Origin of the sequence: Sphingomonas zeicaulis (assembly GCF_050433225.1) — a bacterium.
In the GTDB taxonomy this organism is placed as follows: Bacteria; Pseudomonadota; Alphaproteobacteria; order Sphingomonadales; family Sphingomonadaceae; genus Sphingomonas_D; species Sphingomonas_D zeicaulis.
On record NZ_JBNPXQ010000001.1, the window covers coordinates 1426549 to 1448407 of the forward strand.

The 21859-nt window shown below is 66.1% G+C and carries 21 protein-coding genes and 2 tRNA genes; 13 read left to right on the forward strand and 10 right to left on the reverse strand.

The features are described from left to right. Position 1 precedes the first annotated feature (1 nt). The 5 genes from FHS96_RS06710 (at position 2) to FHS96_RS06730 (ending at position 4253) form a co-directional block, all read left to right on the forward strand. A complete protein-coding gene (locus tag FHS96_RS06710; protein WP_429588700.1) occupies positions 2–970 on the forward strand; it encodes a tetratricopeptide repeat protein in 969 nt (322 codons plus the stop codon). Positions 971–986: 16 nt separating this feature from the next. After that, on the forward strand, positions 987–2150 hold the full coding sequence (gene wecB, locus FHS96_RS06715) for a non-hydrolyzing UDP-N-acetylglucosamine 2-epimerase (protein ID WP_429588701.1): 1164 nt from the start codon (positions 987–989) through the stop codon (positions 2148–2150). A gap of 71 nt (positions 2151–2221) precedes the next feature. After that, positions 2222–3595: a class II 3-deoxy-7-phosphoheptulonate synthase gene (locus tag FHS96_RS06720; protein WP_429588702.1), complete on the forward strand. Its 1374-nt coding sequence runs from the start codon at positions 2222–2224 to the stop codon at positions 3593–3595. Between the two features lie 108 nt (positions 3596–3703). Continuing rightward, complete coding sequence (locus FHS96_RS06725; RefSeq protein ID WP_429588703.1) at positions 3704–4069, forward strand: PRC-barrel domain-containing protein; 366 nt, start codon at positions 3704–3706, stop codon at positions 4067–4069. Positions 4070–4177: 108 nt separating this feature from the next. After that, positions 4178–4253 (forward strand) — tRNA-Glu (locus FHS96_RS06730). Positions 4254–4358: 105 nt separating this feature from the next. Here FHS96_RS06730 and FHS96_RS06735 read toward each other — a convergent pair. From FHS96_RS06735 to FHS96_RS06760, 6 genes are all read right to left on the reverse strand, one after another. After that, the gene (locus tag FHS96_RS06735) at positions 4359–5822 is read right to left on the reverse strand and encodes a catalase (protein ID WP_429588704.1); all 1464 of its coding nucleotides are present in this window, start codon (positions 5820–5822) and stop codon (positions 4359–4361) included. A gap of 170 nt (positions 5823–5992) precedes the next feature. Next, complete coding sequence (locus tag FHS96_RS06740; protein WP_429588705.1) at positions 5993–7144, reverse strand: N-acetylmuramoyl-L-alanine amidase; 1152 nt, start codon at positions 7142–7144, stop codon at positions 5993–5995. A 261-nt stretch (positions 7145–7405) separates the two neighbouring features. Continuing rightward, on the reverse strand, positions 7406–8251 hold the full coding sequence (deoC, locus tag FHS96_RS06745) for a deoxyribose-phosphate aldolase (protein ID WP_429588706.1): 846 nt from the start codon (positions 8249–8251) through the stop codon (positions 7406–7408). Further along, positions 8248–9483, reverse strand: coding sequence for a NupC/NupG family nucleoside CNT transporter (locus tag FHS96_RS06750; RefSeq protein WP_429589661.1), 1236 nt, complete (start codon positions 9481–9483; stop codon positions 8248–8250). The genes deoC and FHS96_RS06750 overlap by 4 nt, the downstream gene beginning before the upstream one ends. Before the next feature lie 5 nt (positions 9484–9488). Continuing rightward, positions 9489–10817: a thymidine phosphorylase gene (gene deoA, locus FHS96_RS06755; protein WP_429588707.1), complete on the reverse strand. Its 1329-nt coding sequence runs from the start codon at positions 10815–10817 to the stop codon at positions 9489–9491. A 26-nt stretch (positions 10818–10843) separates the two neighbouring features. Then, positions 10844–13300 carry a protein kinase domain-containing protein gene (locus FHS96_RS06760; protein ID WP_429588708.1) on the reverse strand — a complete coding sequence of 819 codons (2457 nt, stop codon included), beginning with the start codon at positions 13298–13300 and terminating at the stop codon, positions 10844–10846. A gap of 154 nt (positions 13301–13454) precedes the next feature. On the opposite strand from FHS96_RS06760, the gene FHS96_RS06765 reads away from it, so the two are divergent. The 7 genes from FHS96_RS06765 (at position 13455) to FHS96_RS06795 (ending at position 19627) form a co-directional block, all read left to right on the forward strand. Continuing rightward, positions 13455–14126, forward strand: coding sequence for a DUF4129 domain-containing protein (locus tag FHS96_RS06765; RefSeq protein WP_429588709.1), 672 nt, complete (start codon positions 13455–13457; stop codon positions 14124–14126). Next, positions 14123–15352, forward strand: coding sequence for a hypothetical protein (locus FHS96_RS06770; protein WP_429588710.1), 1230 nt, complete (start codon positions 14123–14125; stop codon positions 15350–15352). The genes FHS96_RS06765 and FHS96_RS06770 overlap by 4 nt, the downstream gene beginning before the upstream one ends. Next, positions 15339–16295 (forward strand): AAA family ATPase, encoded by a 957-nt coding sequence (locus FHS96_RS06775; protein WP_429588711.1) that lies wholly within the window; start codon positions 15339–15341, stop codon positions 16293–16295. The genes FHS96_RS06770 and FHS96_RS06775 overlap by 14 nt, the downstream gene beginning before the upstream one ends. Beyond that, the gene (locus FHS96_RS06780) at positions 16292–17605 is read left to right on the forward strand and encodes a DUF58 domain-containing protein (RefSeq protein WP_429588712.1); all 1314 of its coding nucleotides are present in this window, start codon (positions 16292–16294) and stop codon (positions 17603–17605) included. The genes FHS96_RS06775 and FHS96_RS06780 overlap by 4 nt, the downstream gene beginning before the upstream one ends. Continuing rightward, positions 17602–18615, forward strand: coding sequence for a stage II sporulation protein M (locus FHS96_RS06785; RefSeq protein ID WP_429588713.1), 1014 nt, complete (start codon positions 17602–17604; stop codon positions 18613–18615). Before FHS96_RS06780 ends, FHS96_RS06785 begins: the two co-directional genes overlap by 4 nt. Next, a complete protein-coding gene (locus tag FHS96_RS06790) occupies positions 18608–19471 on the forward strand; it encodes an RDD family protein (RefSeq protein ID WP_429588714.1) in 864 nt (287 codons plus the stop codon). The genes FHS96_RS06785 and FHS96_RS06790 overlap by 8 nt, the downstream gene beginning before the upstream one ends. Positions 19472–19550: 79 nt before the next feature. Beyond that, positions 19551–19627, forward strand: a tRNA-Arg gene (locus FHS96_RS06795). A gap of 167 nt (positions 19628–19794) precedes the next feature. On the opposite strand, the gene FHS96_RS06800 is transcribed toward FHS96_RS06795, so the two are convergent. From FHS96_RS06800 to FHS96_RS06810, 3 genes are all read right to left on the reverse strand, one after another. After that, positions 19795–19977: a hypothetical protein gene (locus FHS96_RS06800; protein WP_429588715.1), complete on the reverse strand. Its 183-nt coding sequence runs from the start codon at positions 19975–19977 to the stop codon at positions 19795–19797. A 230-nt stretch (positions 19978–20207) separates the two neighbouring features. Further along, positions 20208–20564 carry a hypothetical protein gene (locus tag FHS96_RS06805; protein WP_429588716.1) on the reverse strand — a complete coding sequence of 119 codons (357 nt, stop codon included), beginning with the start codon at positions 20562–20564 and terminating at the stop codon, positions 20208–20210. A gap of 72 nt (positions 20565–20636) precedes the next feature. Beyond that, positions 20637–20771 (reverse strand): terminase gpP N-terminus-related DNA-binding protein, encoded by a 135-nt coding sequence (locus FHS96_RS06810; RefSeq protein WP_429588717.1) that lies wholly within the window; start codon positions 20769–20771, stop codon positions 20637–20639. A gap of 164 nt (positions 20772–20935) precedes the next feature. Here FHS96_RS06810 and FHS96_RS06815 point away from each other — a divergent pair, with 164 nt between their 5' ends. Continuing rightward, positions 20936–21202, forward strand: a complete 267-nt coding sequence (locus tag FHS96_RS06815; protein WP_429588718.1) for a DUF6894 family protein — start codon at positions 20936–20938, stop codon at positions 21200–21202. Here the strand turns inward: FHS96_RS06815 and FHS96_RS06820 are convergent. Then, on the reverse strand, positions 21153–21848 hold the full coding sequence (locus tag FHS96_RS06820; protein WP_429588719.1) for a Crp/Fnr family transcriptional regulator: 696 nt from the start codon (positions 21846–21848) through the stop codon (positions 21153–21155). The two genes, FHS96_RS06815 and FHS96_RS06820, sit on opposite strands and share 50 nt — an antisense overlap. Between the last annotated feature and the right edge of the window lie 11 nt (positions 21849–21859).

Below are 21859 nucleotides of genomic sequence, written 5' to 3' on the forward strand. Positions count from 1 at the left end.
GATGGCATCGGAAGCGACGGCCGGGGCAAGCGGCAGCACCGCAAAGTTCGGCAGAATCGCGCTCATCCTGGCGGCACTGGTCGCGTTGGTGGCGGTGGGAATCGTGATCGCGCGCAATCGCGGCGGTGATTCGCCGATGGCGACAGCGACGCCGGGTGCTGCCGCAGCCCCGGGTTCCCCGGTCGGCGATGTCGATTCCATGATCGGGCAGCTCGAAGCGCGGCTGAAGCAGAATCCCGAGGATGTCGCGGGCTGGAGCCTGCTCGGTCGATCCTTCATGGTCACCAACCGCTTCGCCGAGGCGGCGACCGCCTATGACCGCGCGACCAAATTGGCGCCGGACAATGTCGAGAACTGGTCGGCGAAGGGCGAGGCACTGGTTTACGCCGCTGGAGACAAGGTTCCGCCCGAGGCGCTGGCAGCTTTTGGTGAGGCGCTGAAGCGTGATCCCAAGGATGCGCGCGCGCGCTACTATCAGGGCGTCGACAAATATTATCAGGGCGACAAGAAGGGCGCGGTCGACGCCTGGCTCGCGGTGCTCGGCGACACCCCGGCGGGTGCGGATTGGGAAGCCGGGCTGCGCGAACGCATTACCGAGGTCGCGGCCGAAGCCAAGATCGACGTTTCCAAGCAGTTGGCGGCGGTCGGCCCGGCGGCGCCCCTCCCCTCCACCGCGACCGATGGCATTCCCGGCCCGTCGCGTGAGCAGATGGCGGCGGCGACGCAACTGCCACCAGGCCAGCAGGATGCGATGGTGAACGGCATGGTCGAGGGCCTCGAAGCGAAGCTGAAGGCCAATCCGCGTGACGAGGCCGGCTGGATCCGGCTGATGCGCTCGCGCATGGTGCTCAACCAGCCCGATCGCGCCGGCGCCGCGTTGCAATCCGGCCTTGCCGCATTCGGCAGCGACAGCGCCGTGCAGAACCGGCTGCGCCAATCCGCGCGCCAACTCGGCGTGCCGGGGGCATGATCCTCTGGGCGCCGTGATGCGCCCGCGCCGCATCGTCAGTGTGGTCGGCACGCGGCCGGAAGCGATCAAGATCGCGCCGATCGCCATCGAGGCGCGCCGACGACCGGGGCTCAGTCACAGCCTCATCGCCACGGGCCAGCACGCCGCGCTGTTCGACGATGCCCTTGCGAGTTTCGGTATCGCCGCGGACGATCGTCTGCACCTCACCGCGGCGCATGCGTCGCGCGCCGCGCGCCTCGCCGCGCTCGAGGCCGACATCGCGACGCATCTCGACCAGCTCGGGTCCGACCTCGTCCTCGTCCAGGGAGATACCGACAGCGCCTGCGCCGCCGCACGCGCAGCCGCTTCGCTGGGATTGCCGATCGGCCATGTCGAGGCCGGGCTGCGCAGCGGCCATCCCAACCGCCCCTGGCCCGAGGAGGGCAACCGCCGCGAGATCGATGCCTGCGCCGCGTTGCTGTTTGCGCCGACGCCGAGCAACGCCGCCAATCTTGCTGGCAGCGAGGGGTTCGTCGCCGTCACCGGCAACACCGGCATCGATGCTATGCAGATCGCAGAACCGACACTGCCGGCGCCGCCCCCGGCGGTGCCGGGGCAGCGGCGGTTACTGGTGACCTGCCACCGTCGCGAGAATCAGGGAGAATATCTCCACGGCATCTGCGACGCGCTTCGCCGGATCGCCGATCGCAACGATGTGCTGATTACGCTGCCGCTGCATCCCAATCCCGCCGTCGGGCCGGTAATCGCCGCCCGGCTCGGCGACCATCCACGCATCGACCTGATCACACCGCTCGACCATCGCGCGATGCTCGCCGCCATCCGGGACGCCGATCTCATCCTTTCCGACAGCGGCGGTATACAGGAGGAAGCCCCGGCCTTCGGCACGCCGCTGCTGGTGCTGCGCGACGAGACCGAGCGGCCCGAAGCGGTCGACGCAGGTCACTGCCGGCTCATCGGCAATGATCCCGATCGCATCGTCCGGACAACCGCGCGGCTGCTTGATGATCCGATCGCGCTTGCCGCGATGGCCCGGCCCGGCCTGCCCTTCGGCAGAGGCGATGCAGCGATAAAAATTCTTGATGCCATCGAACTCTGGTTTGCGACCGCTCTCGGCAAACCGCCACCAGCGGCCGCGTTCCCAAGCACGGCAGGCGAATCCGGCGCTTTGCCGGGAGCCTGAATGCTTGCGTTGCGCCGACTTCGGGCGCATGGGCCACAATCCTTTCAAACCAACAGCGAAGACGAAAGATTATGGCGGCGAACTGGACGCCCGAGAGCTGGAAGACCTTCGAGGCTCGTCAGCTTCCCACTTACCCCGATACGGCCGCGCTGGCTTCGGTCGAGCGTGAGCTGAGCAGCTATCCCCCGCTCGTATTTGCCGGCGAGGCACGCGAGTTGACGGCGGAGCTGGCGCAGGTCGCCGAGGGTAAGGCATTTCTGCTCCAGGGTGGCGATTGTGCCGAGAGCTTCGCCGAGTTTCACCCGAACAACATCCGCGACACCTTCCGCGTCATCCTGCAGATGGCGGTGGTGCTGACCTATGCCTCCAAGATGCCGGTGGTGAAGGTGGGCCGGATGGCGGGCCAGTTCGCAAAGCCGCGCTCAGCGGACATGGAAGAGATTGGCGGCGTCTCCCTCCCCTCCTATCGCGGCGACAATGTCAACGACATCGCCTTCACGCCGGAGGGCCGCGTGCCCGATCCGCAGCGGATGGTGCGCGCCTACAGCCAGTCGGCGGCGACGCTGAACCTGCTGCGCGCTTTCGCTCAGGGCGGCTATGCCAATCTCCACCAGGTCCACGCCTGGACGCACGAGTTCATGGGCCGCAGCCCGTGGGCCAAGAAATACAGCGAGATCGCCGATCGCATCGGCGAGGCGCTGGACTTCATGGCGGCGTGCGGAATCAACCCGGAAACAGTGCCGCAGTTGAAGGGCACCAGCTTCTTCACCAGCCATGAGGCGCTGCTGCTGCCTTATGAGCAGGCAATGACGCGCCGCGATTCGCTGACCGGCGACTGGTATGACACCAGCGCGCACATGGTCTGGATCGGTGACCGCACCCGCTTCGACGGGTCGGCGCATGTCGAGTTCCTGCGCGGCATCGGCAACCCGATCGGCCTGAAGTGCGGCCCGAGCCTTGAGCCGGATCTGCTTTTGCGCCTGCTCGACACGCTGAACCCCGGCCGCATCCCGGGCCGCATCACGCTGATCACCCGTTATGGCCATGACAAGATCGAGGCCGGCCTGCCCAAGCTGGTGCGTGCGGTGAAGCGCGAAGGCCATCCGGTGGTGTGGAGCTGCGATCCGATGCACGGCAACGTCGTCAAGGCGGCAAATGGCTACAAGACGCGGCCGTTCGAGCGGATCCTGGGCGAGGTGCGCGGCTTTTTCGCCGTCCATCGCGCCGAAGGCACGCATGCCGGCGGCATCCATGCCGAGATGACCGGCCAGAACGTCACCGAATGCACCGGCGGTGCGATCGACGTGACCGAACAGAGCCTGGCGGATCGCTACCACACCCATTGCGACCCGCGCCTCAACGCGGGCCAGAGCCTTGAACTCGCCTTCCTGCTGGCCGAGATGCTCAACCAGGAAGTCAAGCAGCGCAACAAGGTCGCCGCCTGACCAGCGCCCAGCGGCGATCCGATACCGCGCCGCCGGATTCGCCGATCCTGTTTGCAACCTCTCACCCCGCCGCCCGTTTTCGGGCGTGCGGGGATGAGGAGGTTTTGCATGACCACCATATCAACCGATGAAACGCGCAGCATGATCGCGTCCGACAAGGTCGAGGGCACCGCGGTGTTCAACCGCGGCGGTGAGCGTCTGGGCACGGTCAGCCGCTTCATGGTCGACAAGCGCTCGGGCAAGGTCGATTATGCCGTGCTGTCGTTCGGCGGCCTGTTCGGTCTGGGCCGCGACCATTATCCATTGCCGTGGAACGTCCTGACCTACGACACCCGGCGCGGCGGCTATGTGGTCGATCTCGACCCCAAGGTCCTCGAAAACGCCCCGCGCTACGCCGAGGAGCGCGAACCGGCCTTCGACGACCGTTATGGGCGCGAGGTCTACACCTATTACGGCATCGCCTGGCCGTATTGAACCGCTCGCCAGAGATGCAACGCACCGATCGACATGCTGCCGATCGGTGCGTCGTCATTTCGGCTTGACGCCACCCGACGGTCCGATTAGGGACGCCGCTCCCGCAGCGGCCCCTTCGTCTAGCGGTCTAGGACGTCGCCCTCTCACGGCGAAAACACGGGTTCGAGTCCCGTAGGGGTCACCAGCGCTGAAGGCGGAATATCCGCCCGATTTTCTGAATGATCGAGCAGCTGGCTGGCGGGAGGCGCGGAACACCGCACCTCCCTTTTTCACATCATGGTCTGCCCGATCACTCCGCCGCCTGGGCGACATCCAGCCCCAGTGCGCGGGCGACGCCGGCGCCATAGGCCGGGTCCGCCTTCGTGCAATTGCCAACATGGCGCAGCTTCACCTCGAAGCGGGCATCGCCCATCGCGCGCGCGGTGTTGTCGAACAGCAATTGCTGCTGCACGGGGGACATCAGCCGGAAGAGATTGCCCGGCTGCTCATAATGATCGTCGTCGACGCGATGATCCCAATGGTCCGCGGGGTTGCCGTCGAGGCCGAGCGGCGGCTCCCTGTAATCGGGATTGTCGCCGATCCACGCGCCCTTGCTGTTAGGCCAGTAGGATGGCTTGGCGCCGGCATTGCCGTCCACCCGCATCGTGCCGTCGCGGTGATAGCTATGGACCGGGCAGCGCGCTGCGTTGACCGGGATATGGTCATGGTTCACGCCCAGCCGGTAGCGTGCGGCATCGGGATAGGAGAAGAGCCGCGCCTGCAGCATCTTGTCGGGCGAGAAGCCCACGCCGGGGACGATGTTGGAAGGTGAGAAGGCCGCCTGCTCCACCTCGGCGAAGAAATTGTCGGGGTAGCGGTTGAGTTCGATCTCGCCGACCTCGATCAGCGGATACTCTCCCTTGGGCCAGACCTTGGTGAGATCGAATGGGTTATGGCGATGCGCGTTCGCCTGCGCGTCGGTCATGACCTGGATGAACAAGGTCCATTTGGGGAAATTTCCACCATCGATCGCCTCGAGCAGGTCGCGGCCATGCGTTTCACGATCGCCGGCGACCAGAGCTGCGGCGGCCTCGTCGCTCAGATTCTCGATGCCTTGCTGCGTGCGGAAGTGGAACTTCACCCAGACGCGCTGGTTCGCCGCATCGATCAGAGAATAGGTGTGGCTGCCGAAACCGTGCATGTGCCGGAAGCTCTTCGGAATGCCGCGGTCGGACATCACGATCGTCACCTGGTGCAGTGCCTCGGGCAGCAGTGACCAGAAATCCCAATTGCTGTCTGCCGATCGCAGCCCGGTGCGCGGGTCACGCTTGATCGCGTGGTTGAGGTCCGGGAAGCGCAGCGGATCGCGGAAGAAGAACACCGGGGTGTTGTTGCCCACCAGATCCCAATTGCCTTCCTCCGTGTAGAATTTCAGGGCGAAGCCTCGGATGTCGCGCTCCGCATCCGCGGCGCCGCGCTCGCCGGCCACGCTGGAAAAGCGCATGAAGAGGTCGGTTTTCTTGCCGACCTCTGAAAAGATCTTCGCCTTCGTGTAGCGGGTGACGTCGTGCGTGACGGTGAAGCTGCCATAGGCACCCCATCCCTTCGCGTGCATCCGGCGCTCGGGGATCACCTCCCGATCGAAATGCGCGAGTTTCTCGATCAGCCAGATATCCTGCAGCAGCGCTGGCCCGCGCGGCCCGGCAGTCTGGATGTTCAGATTGTCGACGACCGGGGCGCCGGAGGCATGGGTAAGTGGCGGCTGTTCGGACATGGCGGAGCGCCCTTTCTGATATTGGACATGACGAAGGAACCGCTGGAGGCGATTCTTCTTGGGAAAGATCATGCCCGTTACGCCGCCGATGCGCGCGTCGATTTCTGCTGGAAACGGCTATACTTTCGTATAGCTGCGCCCCGCCGACCGTATGATGTCAATCACCCGCTTCAGGGCAAGGTCGCCATATGGCCGCGGATCGCCTTCGCCACCTCGGCCAGCACCTTGGTCCGGTTGCCGATCGCATCGGGACCTGAGACAAGCAGCTTGTCGACCGTGCGATTGGTGATGAACTCCGCCTCGATATAGCAGGCGACGCATTTCTTGGGCCGACTGGTGTTGCCGAGCGCGGTATCGCGCAACACGCCCAGCGCGCCCGGCCCGGTCTGGTCGTCCGGCTTGACGCCGCGATCCTTGGTTGCGGGATTGACCGCAAGCAGCCCCTTCATCAGCCCCGCATGGACCGCGGTGGCGAACGCCTTGTCGTCGGCAAGGTTGGTGTTGCCGTTGGACGCCGCGGCGAAGAAGGTCTCCGCGCCACTCGCCGAGGCATTGGTGCTGCCGTTGAAATGGATGACGACCAGCGCCTTGGCCTGGTGCGTGGCCGCGAAGGCGGCGCGTGCGGCGATGCCGACATTTACGTCGGTCGTGCGGGTCAGCACCACCTTGATCGTCTGCTTGGCCGCGGCGGCCTGCGCGATCAGCAGATCCCGCAGGATCAGGCAGAAATCGAGCGCGAGTTTCTTCTCCTTCACGCCCGACACGCTGATCGCATTGTTCGGCGAACTGCCGCCCACCTTGGTGGTGCCGCCATGACCGGGGTCGAGTATCAGCGTGCCCAGATCCTCGGTCGGACGTGCAGGTGCTGCTTCGACCACCGTCGCGTCGCTGGCAGCGCTCAGCAGGGCCTGAGCCTCGGGCATCAACTGGATGACCCTGTCGGCATAGCCCGCGCTCGGCGTATAGATCGGGCCGATGAAGCGGATGAACTTCTCCGGCGTGTCCACATTGGATTCCCAGCCGGTGTAAGGCGCGCGAGCGATGAACGCCCAATAGCCGGCGATGAATCCTTCAAGAGTGGCGAATGCGCAATAATTGTCGATGCCGTCATGCGCTTCGTAGCGGACCTTGCTGGCAAAAGGCGCCATCTCGGGACGATATTTGAGCCCGCCGAAATTATAGTGGAGCGTCGCCAGGTCGGACGTGCCGCGACCGCTTTCGAGCAGCCATTGCGCCAGCGTTACGACCTTGAGATGGGGATGACGGATGTCTTCGCCGCCATAAACAGCGGCAAGACGCGCGATCAGCTTTGCTTCAGGCACTGGATATCTCCCGACTCCCAAGCAAGACGGAAGGCTGCCCGACGACGTCGACCGCCGCAAGCATCGATCATTCACGGCCCGACAGACCGTCTTGCAAAAGTTCAGCTGAACGCGGGGAATAGAGCGGCGACGACGGCAAGAATATGCGCGTCGTCACACGTCGTCAAAAACGCCTATGATGTCGGCGGCTCGCATTGTTCTCTACCCAGTGGGGACACAGCCGCTTCATCACCACCAAAACGCCGGCAGCGACCGGATCGGTCAGCCGCCGGGAAGACGCCTGACGATATCGTCTACGAGGCGCGAGGCCCCGAAGCGGAACAGCGTCGGAGCCAGCCAGGCCTCGCCCATTTCATTGCGGGCCAGCGCGATCCAGCGCAGTGCGTCGTCCGCCGTGGCAATGCCGCCTGCCGCCTTGAAGCCGACGAGAGCGCCGGTGGCACCGTGCCAGTCCTCGATCGCCGCCATCATCGCCACGCCGGCTTCGAGCGTGGCGTTGACCGCTTCCTTGCCGGTCGAAGTCTTCACGAAATCGGCGCCGGCCATGATGCAGACCAGCGCCGCACGCGCGATGATCGTGGGGTCGGCGAGTTCGCCCGTGCCGAGGATCGTCTTGAGATGAGCCGACCCGCACGCCGCGCGAAACGCGGCCACCTCGTCATACAGCGCCTGCCAGTTGCCGGTCAGCGCATGGCTGCGGCGGATGACGACATCGATCTCGGTGGCGCCAAGCTCGACGCAGGCCGCCACCTCGGCGATCCGGGTCGAGAGCGGCGAAAGGCCGTGCGGAAATCCCGCGGCAACCGTGGCGACAGCAACGCCGCTGTCCGCCAGCACGGTCAGCGCCGCCGGCACCATGGCCGGATAGACGCAGACCGCCGCTGTTCCGAGCGCGCTGGCACGCTCGGCAAGGGCGCGCACCCGATCCTCGGTGTCGTCGCCCTGCAAGGTCGTCAGGTCGGTCGCGGCGAGTGCCAGCCGCAGGTCCGCGACCGCCCCCTCCCCCGTTTCGGGAGTGATGGCGGCGATGCGCCGCGCGACGATCACCGGCGACAGCACGGTCCGCTCGATCCAGGCGGCGTCGAAGGGCGAAACGCTTGCGGTCATGGTGCCACCAGCATGCCGGCGAGCGCCGCGCTCATCAGGTTGGAAAGGCTGCCGGCGATCAGCGCCTTCACGCCCAGCCGCGCGATCATCGGCCTCTGGTTGGGCGCGAGGCTGCCGGTGACCGCCATCTGGATCGCGATCGAACTGAAATTGGCGAAGCCGCACAGCGCGAAAGTGATCACCGCCACTGTCTGCGGCGAAAGCGTCGCCTTGATCGTGCCAAGATGGATGAACGCGACGAACTCGTTGAGCACCACCTTCTCGCCGAACAGGCCGCCGGCGACGCCCGCCTCGTTCCAAGGCACATTGAGCAGGAACATCACCGGCGCGAAGACATAGCCCAGCATCTGCTGGAAGGTCAGGTCGGGATAGCCGAACAGGCCGCCGATGCCGCCGAGCAGGCCGTTCGCCAGCGCGACCAGCGCGACGAAAGCGAGCACCATCGCACCGACCGCGACCGCGAGCTTCACGCCGACCTGCGCACCCTGCGCCGCCGCCATGATGATGTTGGCCGGCTTCTCCTCATCATGGATCGCCTCGACGAAATCGACCGGCTCGATCTCCGCATCCTTGGGGTCGTCCGGCATCATCAGCTTGGCCATGAGGATGCCGCCGGGCGCCGACATGAAGCTGGCGGCAAGCAGGTAGCGGATGTCCACCCCCTGCGCCGCATAGGCGGCGAGGATGGTGCCGGCGACGCCGGCCATGCCCGAGGACATCACCGTAAAAAGCTGTGCCGGCGTCAGGCTCGCCAGGTAAGGGCGGATCACCAGCGGCGATTCGCTTTGGCCGACGAAGATATTGGCCGCCGCGCACAGCGATTCGACCTTGGAGATGCCGATCACTCGTTGCAGCGCGCCGCCCAGCCAGCGGACGACGAGCTGCATGATGCCCAGATAATAGAGGATCGAAACCAAAGCGGCGAAGAAGATGATGACGGGCAGCGAGGAGATGGCGAAGCTGTTGCCGCCGATCTCGGGCCGGGCGAGGTCTCCGAAGATCAGAGCGACGCCGGCCTTGGAATAGCCCAGCAGGTTGGACACGCCATGCGCCATGCCCTCGATCGCACCGCGTCCCCACGAGGTGTAAAGCACGAGCACTGCGATCGTGACCTGGAGCCCGAAGGCCGCGCCGACGACACGCAGCCGGATATGACGACGGTTGGACGACAGCGCGACGGCGATCGACAGGATCAGCGCGATGCCGGCGGCCCCGATGAGAAATCTGTTCAGTGTTCCTATCCCCCAAGAGCCGGTTCGGTGCCATGGAGCACCGGCGCCGGCGGAACCTGCGAAGCGGCGACGATACACGCCGCGCGGAATTGGGCCACCCCCTTGCGTGCCGCCCCGGCATCGGCGGCGTGGACTATGGCGAGCGGTCGGCCCGGCCCCACCGCGTCGCCGATCGCAGCGCAGGCGGCAAAGCCTACCGCGGGGTCGATGCGGTCTTCGATGCGGCGGCGGCCGCCGCCCAGATCGATGATCGCCTCCCCTACTGCCCTGGCGTCCATTGCGGCGAGCCAGCCGGATTGATCGGGCAGCACTGGCAGCGTCACCGGCGCCGATGCAGTATAATGCACAGGCCGATCCATCAGGTCGAACGGTCCGCCGAGCCCCGCTACCATGCGCTGGAAATGCTCCGCGGCGGCGCCCGAGGTGAGCGCAGCCCCTGCGCGATCGATCCCGGCTGCTACGGTCGGCACGACGCCGCCCAATGCGAGCATTTCGCCGGCCAGCGCCAGCACCAGCGCATGCAGCCGCGGTTCGCGCGCGTCGCCGCGCAGATAGGCGATGGTCTCGGTGACCTCCAACGCATTGCCGGCGCTGTATCCGAGCACCTGGTTCATGTCGGTGATCATGGTCCGCATCGCGAGGCCGAGCGCTGCCGCGGTCTCGCCCATCGTCCTCGCCAGCGCACGCGCATCGGCCTGCGTCGCCATGAACGCGCCGGATCCGACCTTGATGTCCATCACCAGTCCGCCGACTCCGGCGGCCAGCTTCTTCGACAGGATCGAGGCGGTGATCAGCGGCAGAGATTCGATGGTCGCGGTGATGTCGCGGATCGCATAGAGGCGCCGGTCCGCAGGCGCGAGTTCGCCGGTCTGGCCGATGATCGCGCAGCCTGCATCGCGCACGACTTGGCGGAAGCGATCGAGCCCGGGGAACGGATCATAGCCCGGGATGCTCGCGAGCTTGTCGAGCGTGCCGCCGGTGTGGCCAAGCCCGCGGCCCGATATCATCGGCACATAGCCGCCGCAGGCGGCGACGATGGGCGCAAGCATCAGGCTCACCTTATCGCCCACGCCACCCGTCGAATGCTTGTCGAGCAGCGGCCCGGGTAGATCGGCATTGGCCCAATCGAGCACGGTGCCAGAACGCGCCATCTCGCGCGTCAGCCCCGCGATCTCGCGCGCATCCATGCCGCGCAGCAGGATCGCCATCGCGAGCGCCGCCGCCTGTTCGCCGGGCAAGGAGCCATCGGCAAGCCCCTCGACAAACGTCGCGATCGCTGCCTCGTCGAGCACGCCGCCGTCACGCTTCGTCCGGATGATGTCGGTGAAACTCATGCTCCGGGCGTCGCCGCCCCCGACCTCTAGGCGAAAACGTCTTGCATGTCGGTGGGGCCGCCGCCGCGGATCCGGCGCAGGTCGACATACAGCGTCGCCAGCCCGGCGGAACTGACCGCTCCGATCGCGGTGCTGGTAATCGTGTTGATCACGAAGGTCACCGGACCGGCGCCGATCGCGTTGATCACCAGCCCCAGGGGCAAGCTGACGACTACGATGGCGACGATGAACACCAGCATCAGCAGGAAGATCCACAGCCGCGAGCCCTTGGTCAGCTTCGCGCTGCGTTCGAGCGCGTTGGTGACGCTGAGCCGCTCCATCACCATCGCCGGCACCGCGACGCACCAGATCGCCCCCAGCACGAAGGCGGGAACGACCAGCAGCAGCGCAGCGATGAAGAGCGCGAGGCCGAGCAGCAGCGCAAGGCCGAGCAGCGAGCCCAGTCCCGACAACGTGGTCGATATCGCTCGCCCGACCGGCTCGGGCTGACCCGTCTCCATGCCGACGACGAGGCGCGCCACCACGCCCTGCAGCACCGTCGATGCGACCAGCGAGATCGGCAACAGCAACAGGATGGCGAGCAAGGCGATGCCCGTAGTCGTGCCACCGGCCGTCTTTCCGTTTTCGGACACCAGGTTGATCACCGCCGACGGCAGGCCGCCGAGCAAGAAAGCCAGCAACAGGATCGGCAAGGGGTTCTGGCCGATCGTGCCGAGGGTGCGGGTCAGGATCCGGCCGATCTCGATCTGCCCACCGCTGCCGCCGGGTGGCGACCAGGAGGGTTCGTGCGGCGGCGGCGGTATGGGCTGCGAGCGATCCGGATAGGCAGGCTGCCGTGGCGGCTCATGCCTGGTCTGCTGCGACTGCGGGTCGAAGGACGATGGCGGCGCCGGCGACGACCAGGACGGCTCGCGCGCAGCGGGCTGCGGGCGCGGATCGAACGAAGATGGCGGCGGTGGTGGCGACGAAGGCGGAGGCGGCGCCACCGACAGCGCCGGCGAAGAGGCCCAGTGCGATGGCTGCGGCGGCGGAGTCAGCGGTGGCGACGCAGACGGCGTCGACCGCTCGATCAGCGTTTCATCCTGCGGCTTGCCGAGATCGACCAGCCCCATCGGGCGCGGCGGCGTGGTCGTCGTGCGCATGCCAGGCTGCGATTCGGGCTCCGGCATATTGTCCAGCGCCCAGCCGCCACCCTGGCGCGCCGGCCGGGTCTCATCCTCGATGGTCGGCACCGCCCCGGGCACGAGGCCGAGATCGCGCCGCCATTCTGCGATGCTCTGCGGCCGGTCGCTGCGCTGCAGCCCCATGCCGCGGTCGATCGCCTGTGCGAGCACCGGGGGGAAGCCTTCCGGATAGGGCGGCAGCTTGTGGATCGGATCGACGCCGTCGGGCGGACGCAACCGGTCGAACACCGCCGGCAGGCGAGTACCTTCGATCCCGGTCGCCAGCATGCGCAGGATCGCCGCCATCGAATAAATATCGGTCCAGGGGCCGACATTGACGCCGCCGAAGCGGTCGTCCGACTGGTGATGCGAGCGCAGGTGCGGGTCGATCTCGAGCGGCGCGAAGCCCAGCGTGCCCGCGACGAGCGAACGCGAGCGGCCGTCATTCACATTCCGGGCAAGACCGAAGTCGATCAGTACCGGGCTTTCCGACTCGGCCGAACGAAACATGATGTTGCCCGGCTTGAGATCGCAATGGATGAGCTGCTGCGTCGGGATACCCGTGTGTAATTCCTCCAGCGCGTCCAGCGCGGCGGCCATAAAACGCCGCAGCCGTTCGGATTCCCAGGGCTTGCGCAGCTGATAGGATATGCCGGCGATCTCGACGCGGGTGAAACCGCTGTTCCGGCGATCATCGTTCAGCCGCGACTTGAGCGTGCCGCCGCCGAGATATTCCATGACGTAGTAGGCGTTGCTGTCCGCCGCGAAATAATCATAGACGATCGGCAGCGTCGACGTCGCGAGCGCATGCCGCGCGCGCCCCTGCGCCTCGCCGCGCAACCGGCCGACCAATTGCATCGCACGTGACGGATCGCTGCGCCCCGAGGCGATTTCGCGATCGATCTTCTCGCGCAGCAGGCTGCCGCTGGCGTCGATCCCGTCGCGCGCCGCCTTCAGCGCGCGCAGGCAGGTGAGGTAGCACAGCCGCTCCGCCTCGCGCTGGAACCGGCGCAACGCGTGGTTGAAGGTTTCCTCATGGCTCTCATCCTCGCCCTCCACGGTGACGGTGCGGCCGCGTCGCGAGGCGAATTCGGGATAGAATTCCTTGATGACGATCGCGCGATGCGGCGGCAGCCACAGATTGGCGGTGACATCCGCATCGGGATGCCCGCCCTCGCGCTTGATCGCCTCGTAAGTGATGCCAAAGCCGCCCGAATCGATCGCGCGCTGGATGCGATAGCCGCCCGGCGGGCCACCACGCGTCGGCGTGGCCATGCCGGGGAACAGCAGAGCGCCTTCGTTGAGCCGATCCTGTACCATGAACCCCTCAGCACCACCGTGGCCCAAAAGCCTAGCCGCCAAGGACGGTGCGTCAACACCTTAACCGCGACGCCGGCCATGATTGGCGATGCAAGGCGGCTTGCGCGCGCTCGTCCGCGACGGCTAGGTTCGTCGCGGCGTAACAGGGGGTGTGATGACGACGGGACCGGCGGTCGACGCCGACGGAGCGGCAAACATGGCGCCGCCCGCGATCGACGATGCGACCTTCGAAGCCGCGCACAAGGCGGTTCGCGGCGATTCGTCGATCCAGTACGATTTCCCGCACATCGATCCCCCCTCCCCGCCACCTGAATGGCTGAAGAACCTGTTCGAATCGCTCGGTTCGGCCGGGCCGTTCGTGCGCTTCCTGTTCTGGACGGTCGTCGTCGTCGCGGTACTCGCCTTGCTCTATCTGCTGGTGCGGTTCGTGCAGCAGCGCTGGTCGGCCCCGCGCGAAGCCAAGCAGGCCATCGCGCCGGACTGGCGGCCCGAAGAGGCGGCCGCGCGCGAATTGCTGCGTGAGGCCGAAGCGCTGGCCGCCGCGGGCGATTTCGCCGACGCCGCCCGCCTGCTGCTGTGGCGGAGCATCGAGGATATCCAGACGCGCAAACCGGATTTCGTCCGCCCCGCGCTGACATCGCGCGAGATCGCCCGTGCCGACGCGCTGCCGCCCACCGCGCGCCGCGCGTTCGCGCTGATCGCGGGGCACGTGGAGGCCAGCCATTTCGCCGCGCGCGGGCTCGATGCGGAGGGTTGGCGCACCTGCCGCGAAGCCTATGAATCCTTCGCGTTCGATCAGGATTGGGGACGGGGGGCAAGGTTGTGAGCCGTCGCGACACGATCCAGCCCTTCTCGCGCCGCGCGCTCGCCGCGCTGCTGGGCGCCGGCATCATCGGCTTCCTCGCCTATCTGCTGCTGACCGCCTACGGCCCCGACATGCGCACCGGCCGCGACGGCGGCATGCACGCGATGTCGGTCGCGGCGACCGGGTTTCGCGGCCTGTTCCGGCTCAACGAGGAAGCCGGCGGATCATCCTATCTGATCCGCGACAAGGAAGAGGTCGAGGATCTCGACCTGCTCGTGCTGACCCCGCAAGGCCCGCAGGACGCGTCGAAGATCGCCGAGCTGGTGAATGAACGCAGCACCGGCGATTCCGGCCCGACCTTGATCATCCTGCCCAAATGGCTGACCCGGCCCGATCCGAAGAACCGCGCCTGGGTGCAGGCGGTGGGCGTGGGCGACCCCGATCAGGTGGCGGCGACGCTCAAGGAGGTTGTGAAGGACATCAAGGTCACGCAACCGGTGCGGACGCGCCGGCCGGTGGCGCGCTGGTCCGACGCGGGCGTCGATTTCGTGCTGCCCCGGCGCGGCCAGGCGATCAGCGGCGGCGGGCTGGAGACGATCGTCGCCGATCCCGCCGGCGGCGCGATGCTCGCCCGGCTGCCATCCGATATCGCTTCGGTCTATGTGCTGGCTGACCCCGACCTCGCCGACAATCTCGCGCTCAAGGATCCTCGCAGCGCCCGCGCCGCGCTGGCGATGCTGTGGGCGCTCAACCCCGACGATCCGGGCACGATCTCGTTCGACGTCACCGTGCCCGGCTATGGCCGCTCGCCCAATCTGCTCAAGCTCGCGTTCGAGCCGCCCTTCCTCGCCGTCACATTGTGCCTGTTCGCCGCCGCGCTGCTGGCAGGCTTGCACGCGCTCGTTCGCTTCGGGCCGGCGCTGGCGGAAGCGCGTGCGATCGCATTCGGCAAGAAGGCGCTGCTCGACAACAGCGCCGACCTGCTGCGCCGCGCGGGGCATGAGCATCGCGGCGGCGAGCGCTATGTCGCGCTGACGCGGGACGCGGTGGCGCATGCGGTGGGGGTGCCCGCCGACCTCTCGATCGAGCAGATCGACAATTATCTCGATCGCCTCGGCCCGCTGCACGGCGAGCGCTGGAGCGATCTGGCGGGTCGCGCGATCGCGGCGCGAACCCGCAACGAACTGGTGCGCGCCGCGCGTGCGCTGCATGACTGGCGAAAGGAAGTGACGCGTGGACATCGTTGAGGTCAGGGCGCTGGGCCAGCGCATCCAGCGTGAGATCGGCAAGGCCGTGGTCGGCCAGCACGAAACGATCGATTTCATGCTGATCGCGCTGTTCTCCGCCGGCCATGTGCTGCTGGAAGGCCCGCCGGGAACTGCCAAGACCCTGCTTTCGCAATGTTTTGCGCGCAGCGTCGCGCTGGATTTCGGGCGCATCCAATTCACGCCGGATCTCATGCCGGGCGACATTCTCGGCTCCAACCTGTTCAACTTCCAGACCAGCGCCTTCACGCTCACCCGCGGCCCGGTGTTCTGCGAATTGCTGCTGGCGGACGAGATCAACCGCACCCCGCCCAAGACGCAGGCGGCGCTGCTGGAGGCGATGCAGGAACGCGCGGTGACGATCGATGGCGAGACGCTGGCGCTTTCCCCGCGCTTCACAGTCGTCGCAACGCAGAACCCGATCGAGCAGCAGGGCGTCTATCCGCTGCCCGAGGCGCAGCTCGACCGCTTCCTGTTCAAGCTGACGGTCGATTATCCCTCTGCCGCCGAGGAGCGCCGCATCGTCGCCGCGCACGGCGCGCGATCCGGCATGCCCAGGCCCGAACAGTTCGGCATCGAGCCGGTGGCGGATGCGGGCCACATCGCCGAGGCCGTCGAGGCGGTCGGCCAGGTCCGGCTGGTGGACAGCGTCATCGACTATGTCGTGGCCCTCGTGCGCGCGACCCGCGAGACCGCCGACCTTGAAACCGGCGCCTCGCCACGCGCCGCGACGATGCTGGCGGGTGCCGCCCGCGCCCGCGCCGCGCTCGACGGACGAGAATATGTCGTGCCCGACGATGTTAAGCTGCTCGCCCCCGCCGTGCTGCGGCACCGTGTGGCGCTGTCTCCCGCGGCTGAGATCGATGGCCGCCTCGTCGAGCAGGTCATCGCCAGCCTGATCGAACGGATCGAGGCGCCGCGTTGATTTATCCCACCGCCCGTGCGGTCGCATTGGTCGGCGCCGGCGCGCCGATCGCGCTGCTGATCGGTGTCGTGCGGCCGGACCTCTGGTATGCCGGCCTAGTGTGGATCGGTATCGCGCTGGTGCTGATCCTGTTCGATGCCGTCGCGGGCATTGCCCCCGGCGCCGTCGAGCCCGCGGTCAGCCATCCGCGCGCGATCGCGGTGGGGGAAAGTTTTCCCGTGGAGGTCGGCTTTCCGATGGCGCAGGTGCGCCTGCCGCACGCACAGGTGGCCCTCGATGTCGACGAGCGGTTCGATGCCGGCGGCCGGGCGACCGCGCCGATCGTGGTAGCCGATGGCCGCGCGACCGCGCGGCTGGATTTCGTCGCGGCGCGGCGCGGACCCGCAGCCATCGCTGCGCTGTGGCTGCGCTGGCAGGGCATGTTGGGGCTCGTCTGGAAACAGCGCGCGGAGGCGATCGACCGGGAGGTGCTGATCACCCCCGATGTGCGCCCGGTGCGCGAGGACGGCGTGCGCCTGTTCATGCGCGATGCCCTGCACGGATTGATGGCGCGGCTCGACCGTGGCGAAGGCAGCGAGTTCCAGTCGCTGGTCGAGTTCGCCCCCGGCATGGACCGGCGCGCGATCGACTGGAAGCAGTCGGCGCGCCATGGCGAACTGCTCGCCAAGGAGTTCCGCACCGAACGCAACAACCAGATCGTGCTGGCAATCGATTCGGGGCGCGGCATGGTCGAGCCGCTGGCCGGCGTCCCGCGGCTGGACCGCGCCGTTTCCGCTGCGCTGCTCACCGCCTATGTCGCGCTCAAGGTCGGCGATCGGGTGAGCCTGTTCGGCTTCGCCGCGCGGCCGCAGCTCGCCTCGGCTGCGATGAGCGGCGCGCACAGCTTCGCCGCGCTCCAGCACCATGCCGCGCGCATCGACTATGCGCATGAGGAAACCAATTACACGCTGGCGCTGTCGACGCTGGCGGCGCGGCTTGATCGGCGCTCGCTGATCATCGTCTTCACCGATTTCTCCGACCCGACCAGCGCCGAGCTGATGGTGCGCGCGGTCGGTCGCCTGCTTGAACGCCATATCGTGCTCTTCGTCGCCATGCAGGATGCCGAGCTTGAGGATTATGCGAGTAGAGTACCCGAGGAACCCGCCGACGTCGCGCGTGCGATCACCGCCGCGGCGCTTCTGCGCGAACGCCGCATCGTCACCGCCCGCCTCCGCCGGCTTGGCGTGCATGTCGTCGAGGCGCCGCACGACCGGATCAGCACGCGGCTGCTCGACGGCTATCTGATGATCAAGCGGCGGAACCTGATATGAGGACGCGCGACCCCGCAACGCTGAGCTTCAGCACGAGGCGCTTCCGCGAGGAGCGCGAGGAAGGCTGGGGCCGGCTGGAACGATTGCTCAATGACATCGAACGCCGATCGCCGTCCCGTTTGTCCGACGACGAATTGCTCGCGCTGCCGGTGCTCTACCGCTCCACATTGTCGTCGCTGTCGGTGGCGCGCGAGACGTCGCTCGACGCCCAGCTCATCGACTATCTCGAAGGGCTCTGCACCCGGGCTTATTTCATCGTCTATGGCGCCCGCCAGGGGCTCGGCGCGCGGCTCGCCTTGTTCTTCGCGCATGACTGGCCGGCGGCGGTGCGTTCTCTGTGGCGGGAGACGCTGATCGCGCTCGCGCTGACATTCGCGGGCATCCTCGCCGCCTATCTGCTCGTCCGCGGCCAGCCGCAATGGTTCTACGGCATCGTCGGTGCAGACATGGCGCAAGGGCGCGATCCCGCCGCCACCGCCGCGTCGCTGCGTGCGGGGCTCTATGAGCAAAGTGGCTTCAAGGATGGACTCGGCTTCTTTGCCACCGCGCTGTTCACCCACAACGCGCAGGTCTCGATCTTCAGCTTCGCGCTGGGCTTTGCCTTCGGCCTGCCCAGCGCGCTGCTGCTGATCTACAATGGCGCGATCCTCGGCGCCTTCTATGCGGTCTATGCGCCGCATGGCCTCGCCATTCCCTTCACCGCCTGGCTGATGATCCATGGCACCACCGAGCTGTTCGCGATCCTGATCGCAGGCGCCGCAGGGTTTCGCCTCGGCGCACGGATCGCCTTTCCCGGCGCGCAGTCACGCATGGCGGCGGCGACCGAGGCGGGGCGGATCGGCGCCAATGCTATGATCGGCGTCGTCATCATGCTGTTCGCCGCCGGGTTGCTCGAAGGCATCGGCCGCCAGACGATCGTGTCGGACGTTGCCCGCTTCACCATCGCCGGCATCATGCTGACCCTGTGGTGCGTCTATTTCTACCTGCCGCGGCGGCGCCACCATGGCTAGCCGCTTCAAGCCCCGCGCGAAGTTCGAGCGCCCGTTCGTCACGCCCGAGGGCATCGACCTCAAGCTGGTGATCGCCACCGGAGGCCAGCGCTCCGGCGCATTCATGATCGACGCGGTGATCATGATCGTCACGCTGCTGCTGTTTTCCGCGCTGGTCGGCGCGCTGCTGGCTGCCTTCGGGTTCCAGAAGGTCGAATATGCCGGCATAGTCTGGCTGCTGGGCTTCTTTCTGCTGCGCAACGGCTATTTCATCGCGTTCGAGCTGAGCGAGCGCGCGGCGACGCCGGGCAAGCGGATGACCGGCATCCGCGTGGTTGCACGCGACGGCGGCCGGCTGACCGGCGACGCGGTGATCGCGCGTAACCTGCTGCGCGAGATCGAGATTTTCCTCCCCCTCTCCTTCCTCGGCTATCAGGCGGCCGAGGACAATTCCTCCGCAGCGGCAACCTTGGTCGGGCTCGGCTGGGCGCTGCTGTTCGCCTTCTTCCCGCTGTTCAACCGCGATCGGTTGCGCGCGGGCGACATGATCGCGGGCACCTGGGTGGTCGAGGCGCGCCGCGCGAAGCTGGGCCGCAACCTCGTCGCGGAGGCCGAGCGCAACCAGAACCGCTTCGACTTCACCGACGAGCAGCTCGATGCCTATGGTGTATTCGAACTGCAGACGCTGGAAAATGTGCTTCGCCGCAACGATCCGGAGGCGATGGCCACGGTCGCCGAGACGATTCAGCACAAGATCGGCTGGCACGGCTATGCCCATGATTACGACTTCCTGAGCGCCTATTATGCGGCGTTGCGCGGCCGGCTGGAACGCAATCTGCTGTTCGGCAAGCGTCGCGCCGACAAATATGACAGCTGAGCCGAAAGCTAGCCCTGTTAGCCAACACAACATCGAACCGATTGACCCCGCGCCCCGGGCCGCATAACGCGTTGCTCAAGCCCCGGTAGCTCAGCAGGACAGAGCAACGGTTTCCTAAACCGCAGGTCGGGAGTTCGAGTCTCTCCCGGGGCACCAGAACCCCAGCATTCTCGGCCGATTAAACGCGCAGAACGCGCAAACGGCTACGGTTTGTGTCGGCACAAGGGGCGGCACAATATGGCCGTTCCATCGGAATCTCGCGGCATATGAACGTGCTCAGGCTGGCAGGCTCCGGTTAGGCGTCGTGGCCTGCCGCGCCCCGGTCAATGCTCAGGACCATTCGCCGGGGGATAGCCGAGCATTTGATCGACCGCATGTATGGCAAGATCGAGGTGCGCGCCTGGCGCCAAGGCGTTTATGCCATCCAGCAACCGCAGCGCTTCCACCATCAGCGCTCTCGCCTGCGTCAGCACGCCGACGCAACCCATGTCGTCATTTTTCCCCATATGGCAGCATCATCCCACAGCTTGACTGGGCGTCGCGTGCGGGCTCCCACCACCTTCAGCTTCGCTAATATATGTTAACACTTGAAGCCTGAAAGAGTTGCCGGCTTGGCGGCGAAACGCGCTGCGATCCGCCATGGGCAGCCCTGCCAATGATCATGGGGACCGGTGCAACTCCCCCGATCATCGCCGATCCGCACCTGCGATCACCGAACGGCCACCGCGCGAACCCGTCATACCCCGCCACTTCTTGAACGAGTCGACCGCGTGCGCGCCATGATCGGGAAGGGGAACATCGACGTCGCGCCGTCGACGAAATTGCACATCGTCCCGCGCGCCCCCCAGGTGTGCTGATAGCCGAACATGCCGGCCTCGAGATCTTCGCGTAGCGCGTCGATCTGTTCCGGCGTCAGGTGGTTCTTGCGCCGCTTCTTCTTTGGCCCTGCATTGCGCGCCTCGATGTTCGGGTTGAGGTCGACCTCGTTGCCGGTCTCGCGATATTTCCGGCACCGATGCAGCCGCTCTAGCTGGCGGCCGAGCAGGTCGATCTTCGTGAAGTCGTGCGGCGTGTTCTCTTTGTCCACCAGCATCTGGTAGCGAACCTTAACGATATCCTCGCACCGGCACACCGGTGGCGCCCGGTCCCATTTGTCGCGTTGCTTTCAGGATTCGACGGTGGCCCGCTTGAGCTTCGGTTCCTCCGCGATCTGGGTGATCGCCCAGCTGCGCCAATAGAGACTGCGCGCCTCACGGCGCGCGTCGAAGAAGGTCACATTATCATCAGGGCTCAGGAGCATGGGGGCGGACGCTAGTCCGCCACAATGATCATAATGGCACCAGCCTATTGTATCCGCTTCGGACAGAACAAAGGTTAATTGCGGCGATCACCTCAGAGACAACCAACATATGATAGGATGCGCACGCACGGCTTCGGCTAATGCCGAGGCGGTGGAGACGCGCTATGCCGCTGTTTTTCTTTCACTTGTTCGAGCGTGATGACGTTTATCGCGATCCGGTAGGAAGCCGGATGGAAAACCTTCAGGCCGCAAAACGCGCTGCTGCCAGGAGCTTGGCAGACATCGCCGGGGTGGTGGCGCATCACACAATTGGCTCGTACGATGGCCACATCGAGATTGCAGACGAGTCCGAAACCACCCTCTGCACCGTCCGCCTGACGATCAGTTTTTCGTCATCCTCGCGCGATGCCGGTGCAGATAGCCTTCATTGAAGTCGGCCAACTCCTCCAGCCGAAGCCAATCCTTCACAATCGTTTTGCCCCGATCGAGCGCTATCCAACCTTTAAGCTGCATGGTGTGAAGCGTTCGATTCAAGTGGACGAATGTCGCGCCAATGGCTTCTGCCAATTCGGCTTGGTTGAAGGGCAAAACGAAAGCGTTACCGACCACGACACCAGAGTCGGCTTCGCGCACCCTGAGTTCGCAGAGCAGGTGCGCCAGTCGTTTGCTGACCGATTGGCAGCCCATATTGTAAAGCCACGTCCTCGAGATCGCTGCATCGATTAACGTTTCTGTCCACAGCGCCTGCATGATTCCGGGCCGCTCCTTGATTAACGATAGCAAGGAAGCCCTATCGACGCTGGCGGTGACTGCTGGTGTCAGGGTCACCAGATCATGATCAGCCACGTGGAGCAGACTGTTGTGGAGGTCGACCCAATCTCCGCTCATGTGAACACCCAGAATCTGCCGAGCGCCTTCGGGCGACACCTTTGACCGAACGACAAAGCCGTCCAGAACCACGCGACACTCGGCTACCGCTTGATTATCCCAGGTAAGATGTTTGCCGCGCTCATGCTGCTCCCTGCGAAATTGGAGCGATAACAACGCCGCACGATCTTCGTCCGAAAGATCCTGCATACGTGACAGAG

Excerpts from the sequence above, each read along its gene's own strand:
- deoA (WP_429588707.1), bottom strand. The coding sequence starts at position 10,817 with ATGAGTTTCACCGACATCATCCGGACGAAGCGTGACGGCGGCGTGCTC.
- FHS96_RS06790 (WP_429588714.1), top strand. The coding sequence starts at position 18,608 with ATGGCTAGCCGCTTCAAGCCCCGCGCGAAGTTCGAGCGCCCGTTCGTC.
- FHS96_RS06805 (WP_429588716.1), bottom strand. The coding sequence starts at position 20,564 with ATGCTGGTGGACAAAGAGAACACGCCGCACGACTTCACGAAGATCGAC.
- FHS96_RS06810 (WP_429588717.1), bottom strand. The coding sequence starts at position 20,771 with ATGCTCCTGAGCCCTGATGATAATGTGACCTTCTTCGACGCGCGCCGT.
- FHS96_RS06725 (WP_429588703.1), top strand. The coding sequence starts at position 3,704 with ATGACCACCATATCAACCGATGAAACGCGCAGCATGATCGCGTCCGAC.
- FHS96_RS06765 (WP_429588709.1), top strand. The coding sequence starts at position 13,455 with ATGACGACGGGACCGGCGGTCGACGCCGACGGAGCGGCAAACATGGCG.
- wecB (WP_429588701.1), top strand. The coding sequence starts at position 987 with ATGCGCCCGCGCCGCATCGTCAGTGTGGTCGGCACGCGGCCGGAAGCG.
- FHS96_RS06760 (WP_429588708.1), bottom strand. The coding sequence starts at position 13,300 with ATGGTACAGGATCGGCTCAACGAAGGCGCTCTGCTGTTCCCCGGCATG.
- FHS96_RS06820 (WP_429588719.1), bottom strand. The coding sequence starts at position 21,848 with ATGCAGGATCTTTCGGACGAAGATCGTGCGGCGTTGTTATCGCTCCAA.
- FHS96_RS06800 (WP_429588715.1), bottom strand. The coding sequence starts at position 19,977 with ATGGGGAAAAATGACGACATGGGTTGCGTCGGCGTGCTGACGCAGGCG.
- FHS96_RS06735 (WP_429588704.1), bottom strand. The coding sequence starts at position 5,822 with ATGTCCGAACAGCCGCCACTTACCCATGCCTCCGGCGCCCCGGTCGTC.
- FHS96_RS06710 (WP_429588700.1), top strand. The coding sequence starts at position 2 with ATGGCATCGGAAGCGACGGCCGGGGCAAGCGGCAGCACCGCAAAGTTC.
- FHS96_RS06720 (WP_429588702.1), top strand. The coding sequence starts at position 2,222 with ATGGCGGCGAACTGGACGCCCGAGAGCTGGAAGACCTTCGAGGCTCGT.
- FHS96_RS06785 (WP_429588713.1), top strand. The coding sequence starts at position 17,602 with ATGAGGACGCGCGACCCCGCAACGCTGAGCTTCAGCACGAGGCGCTTC.
- deoC (WP_429588706.1), bottom strand. The coding sequence starts at position 8,251 with ATGACCGCAAGCGTTTCGCCCTTCGACGCCGCCTGGATCGAGCGGACC.
- FHS96_RS06815 (WP_429588718.1), top strand. The coding sequence starts at position 20,936 with ATGCCGCTGTTTTTCTTTCACTTGTTCGAGCGTGATGACGTTTATCGC.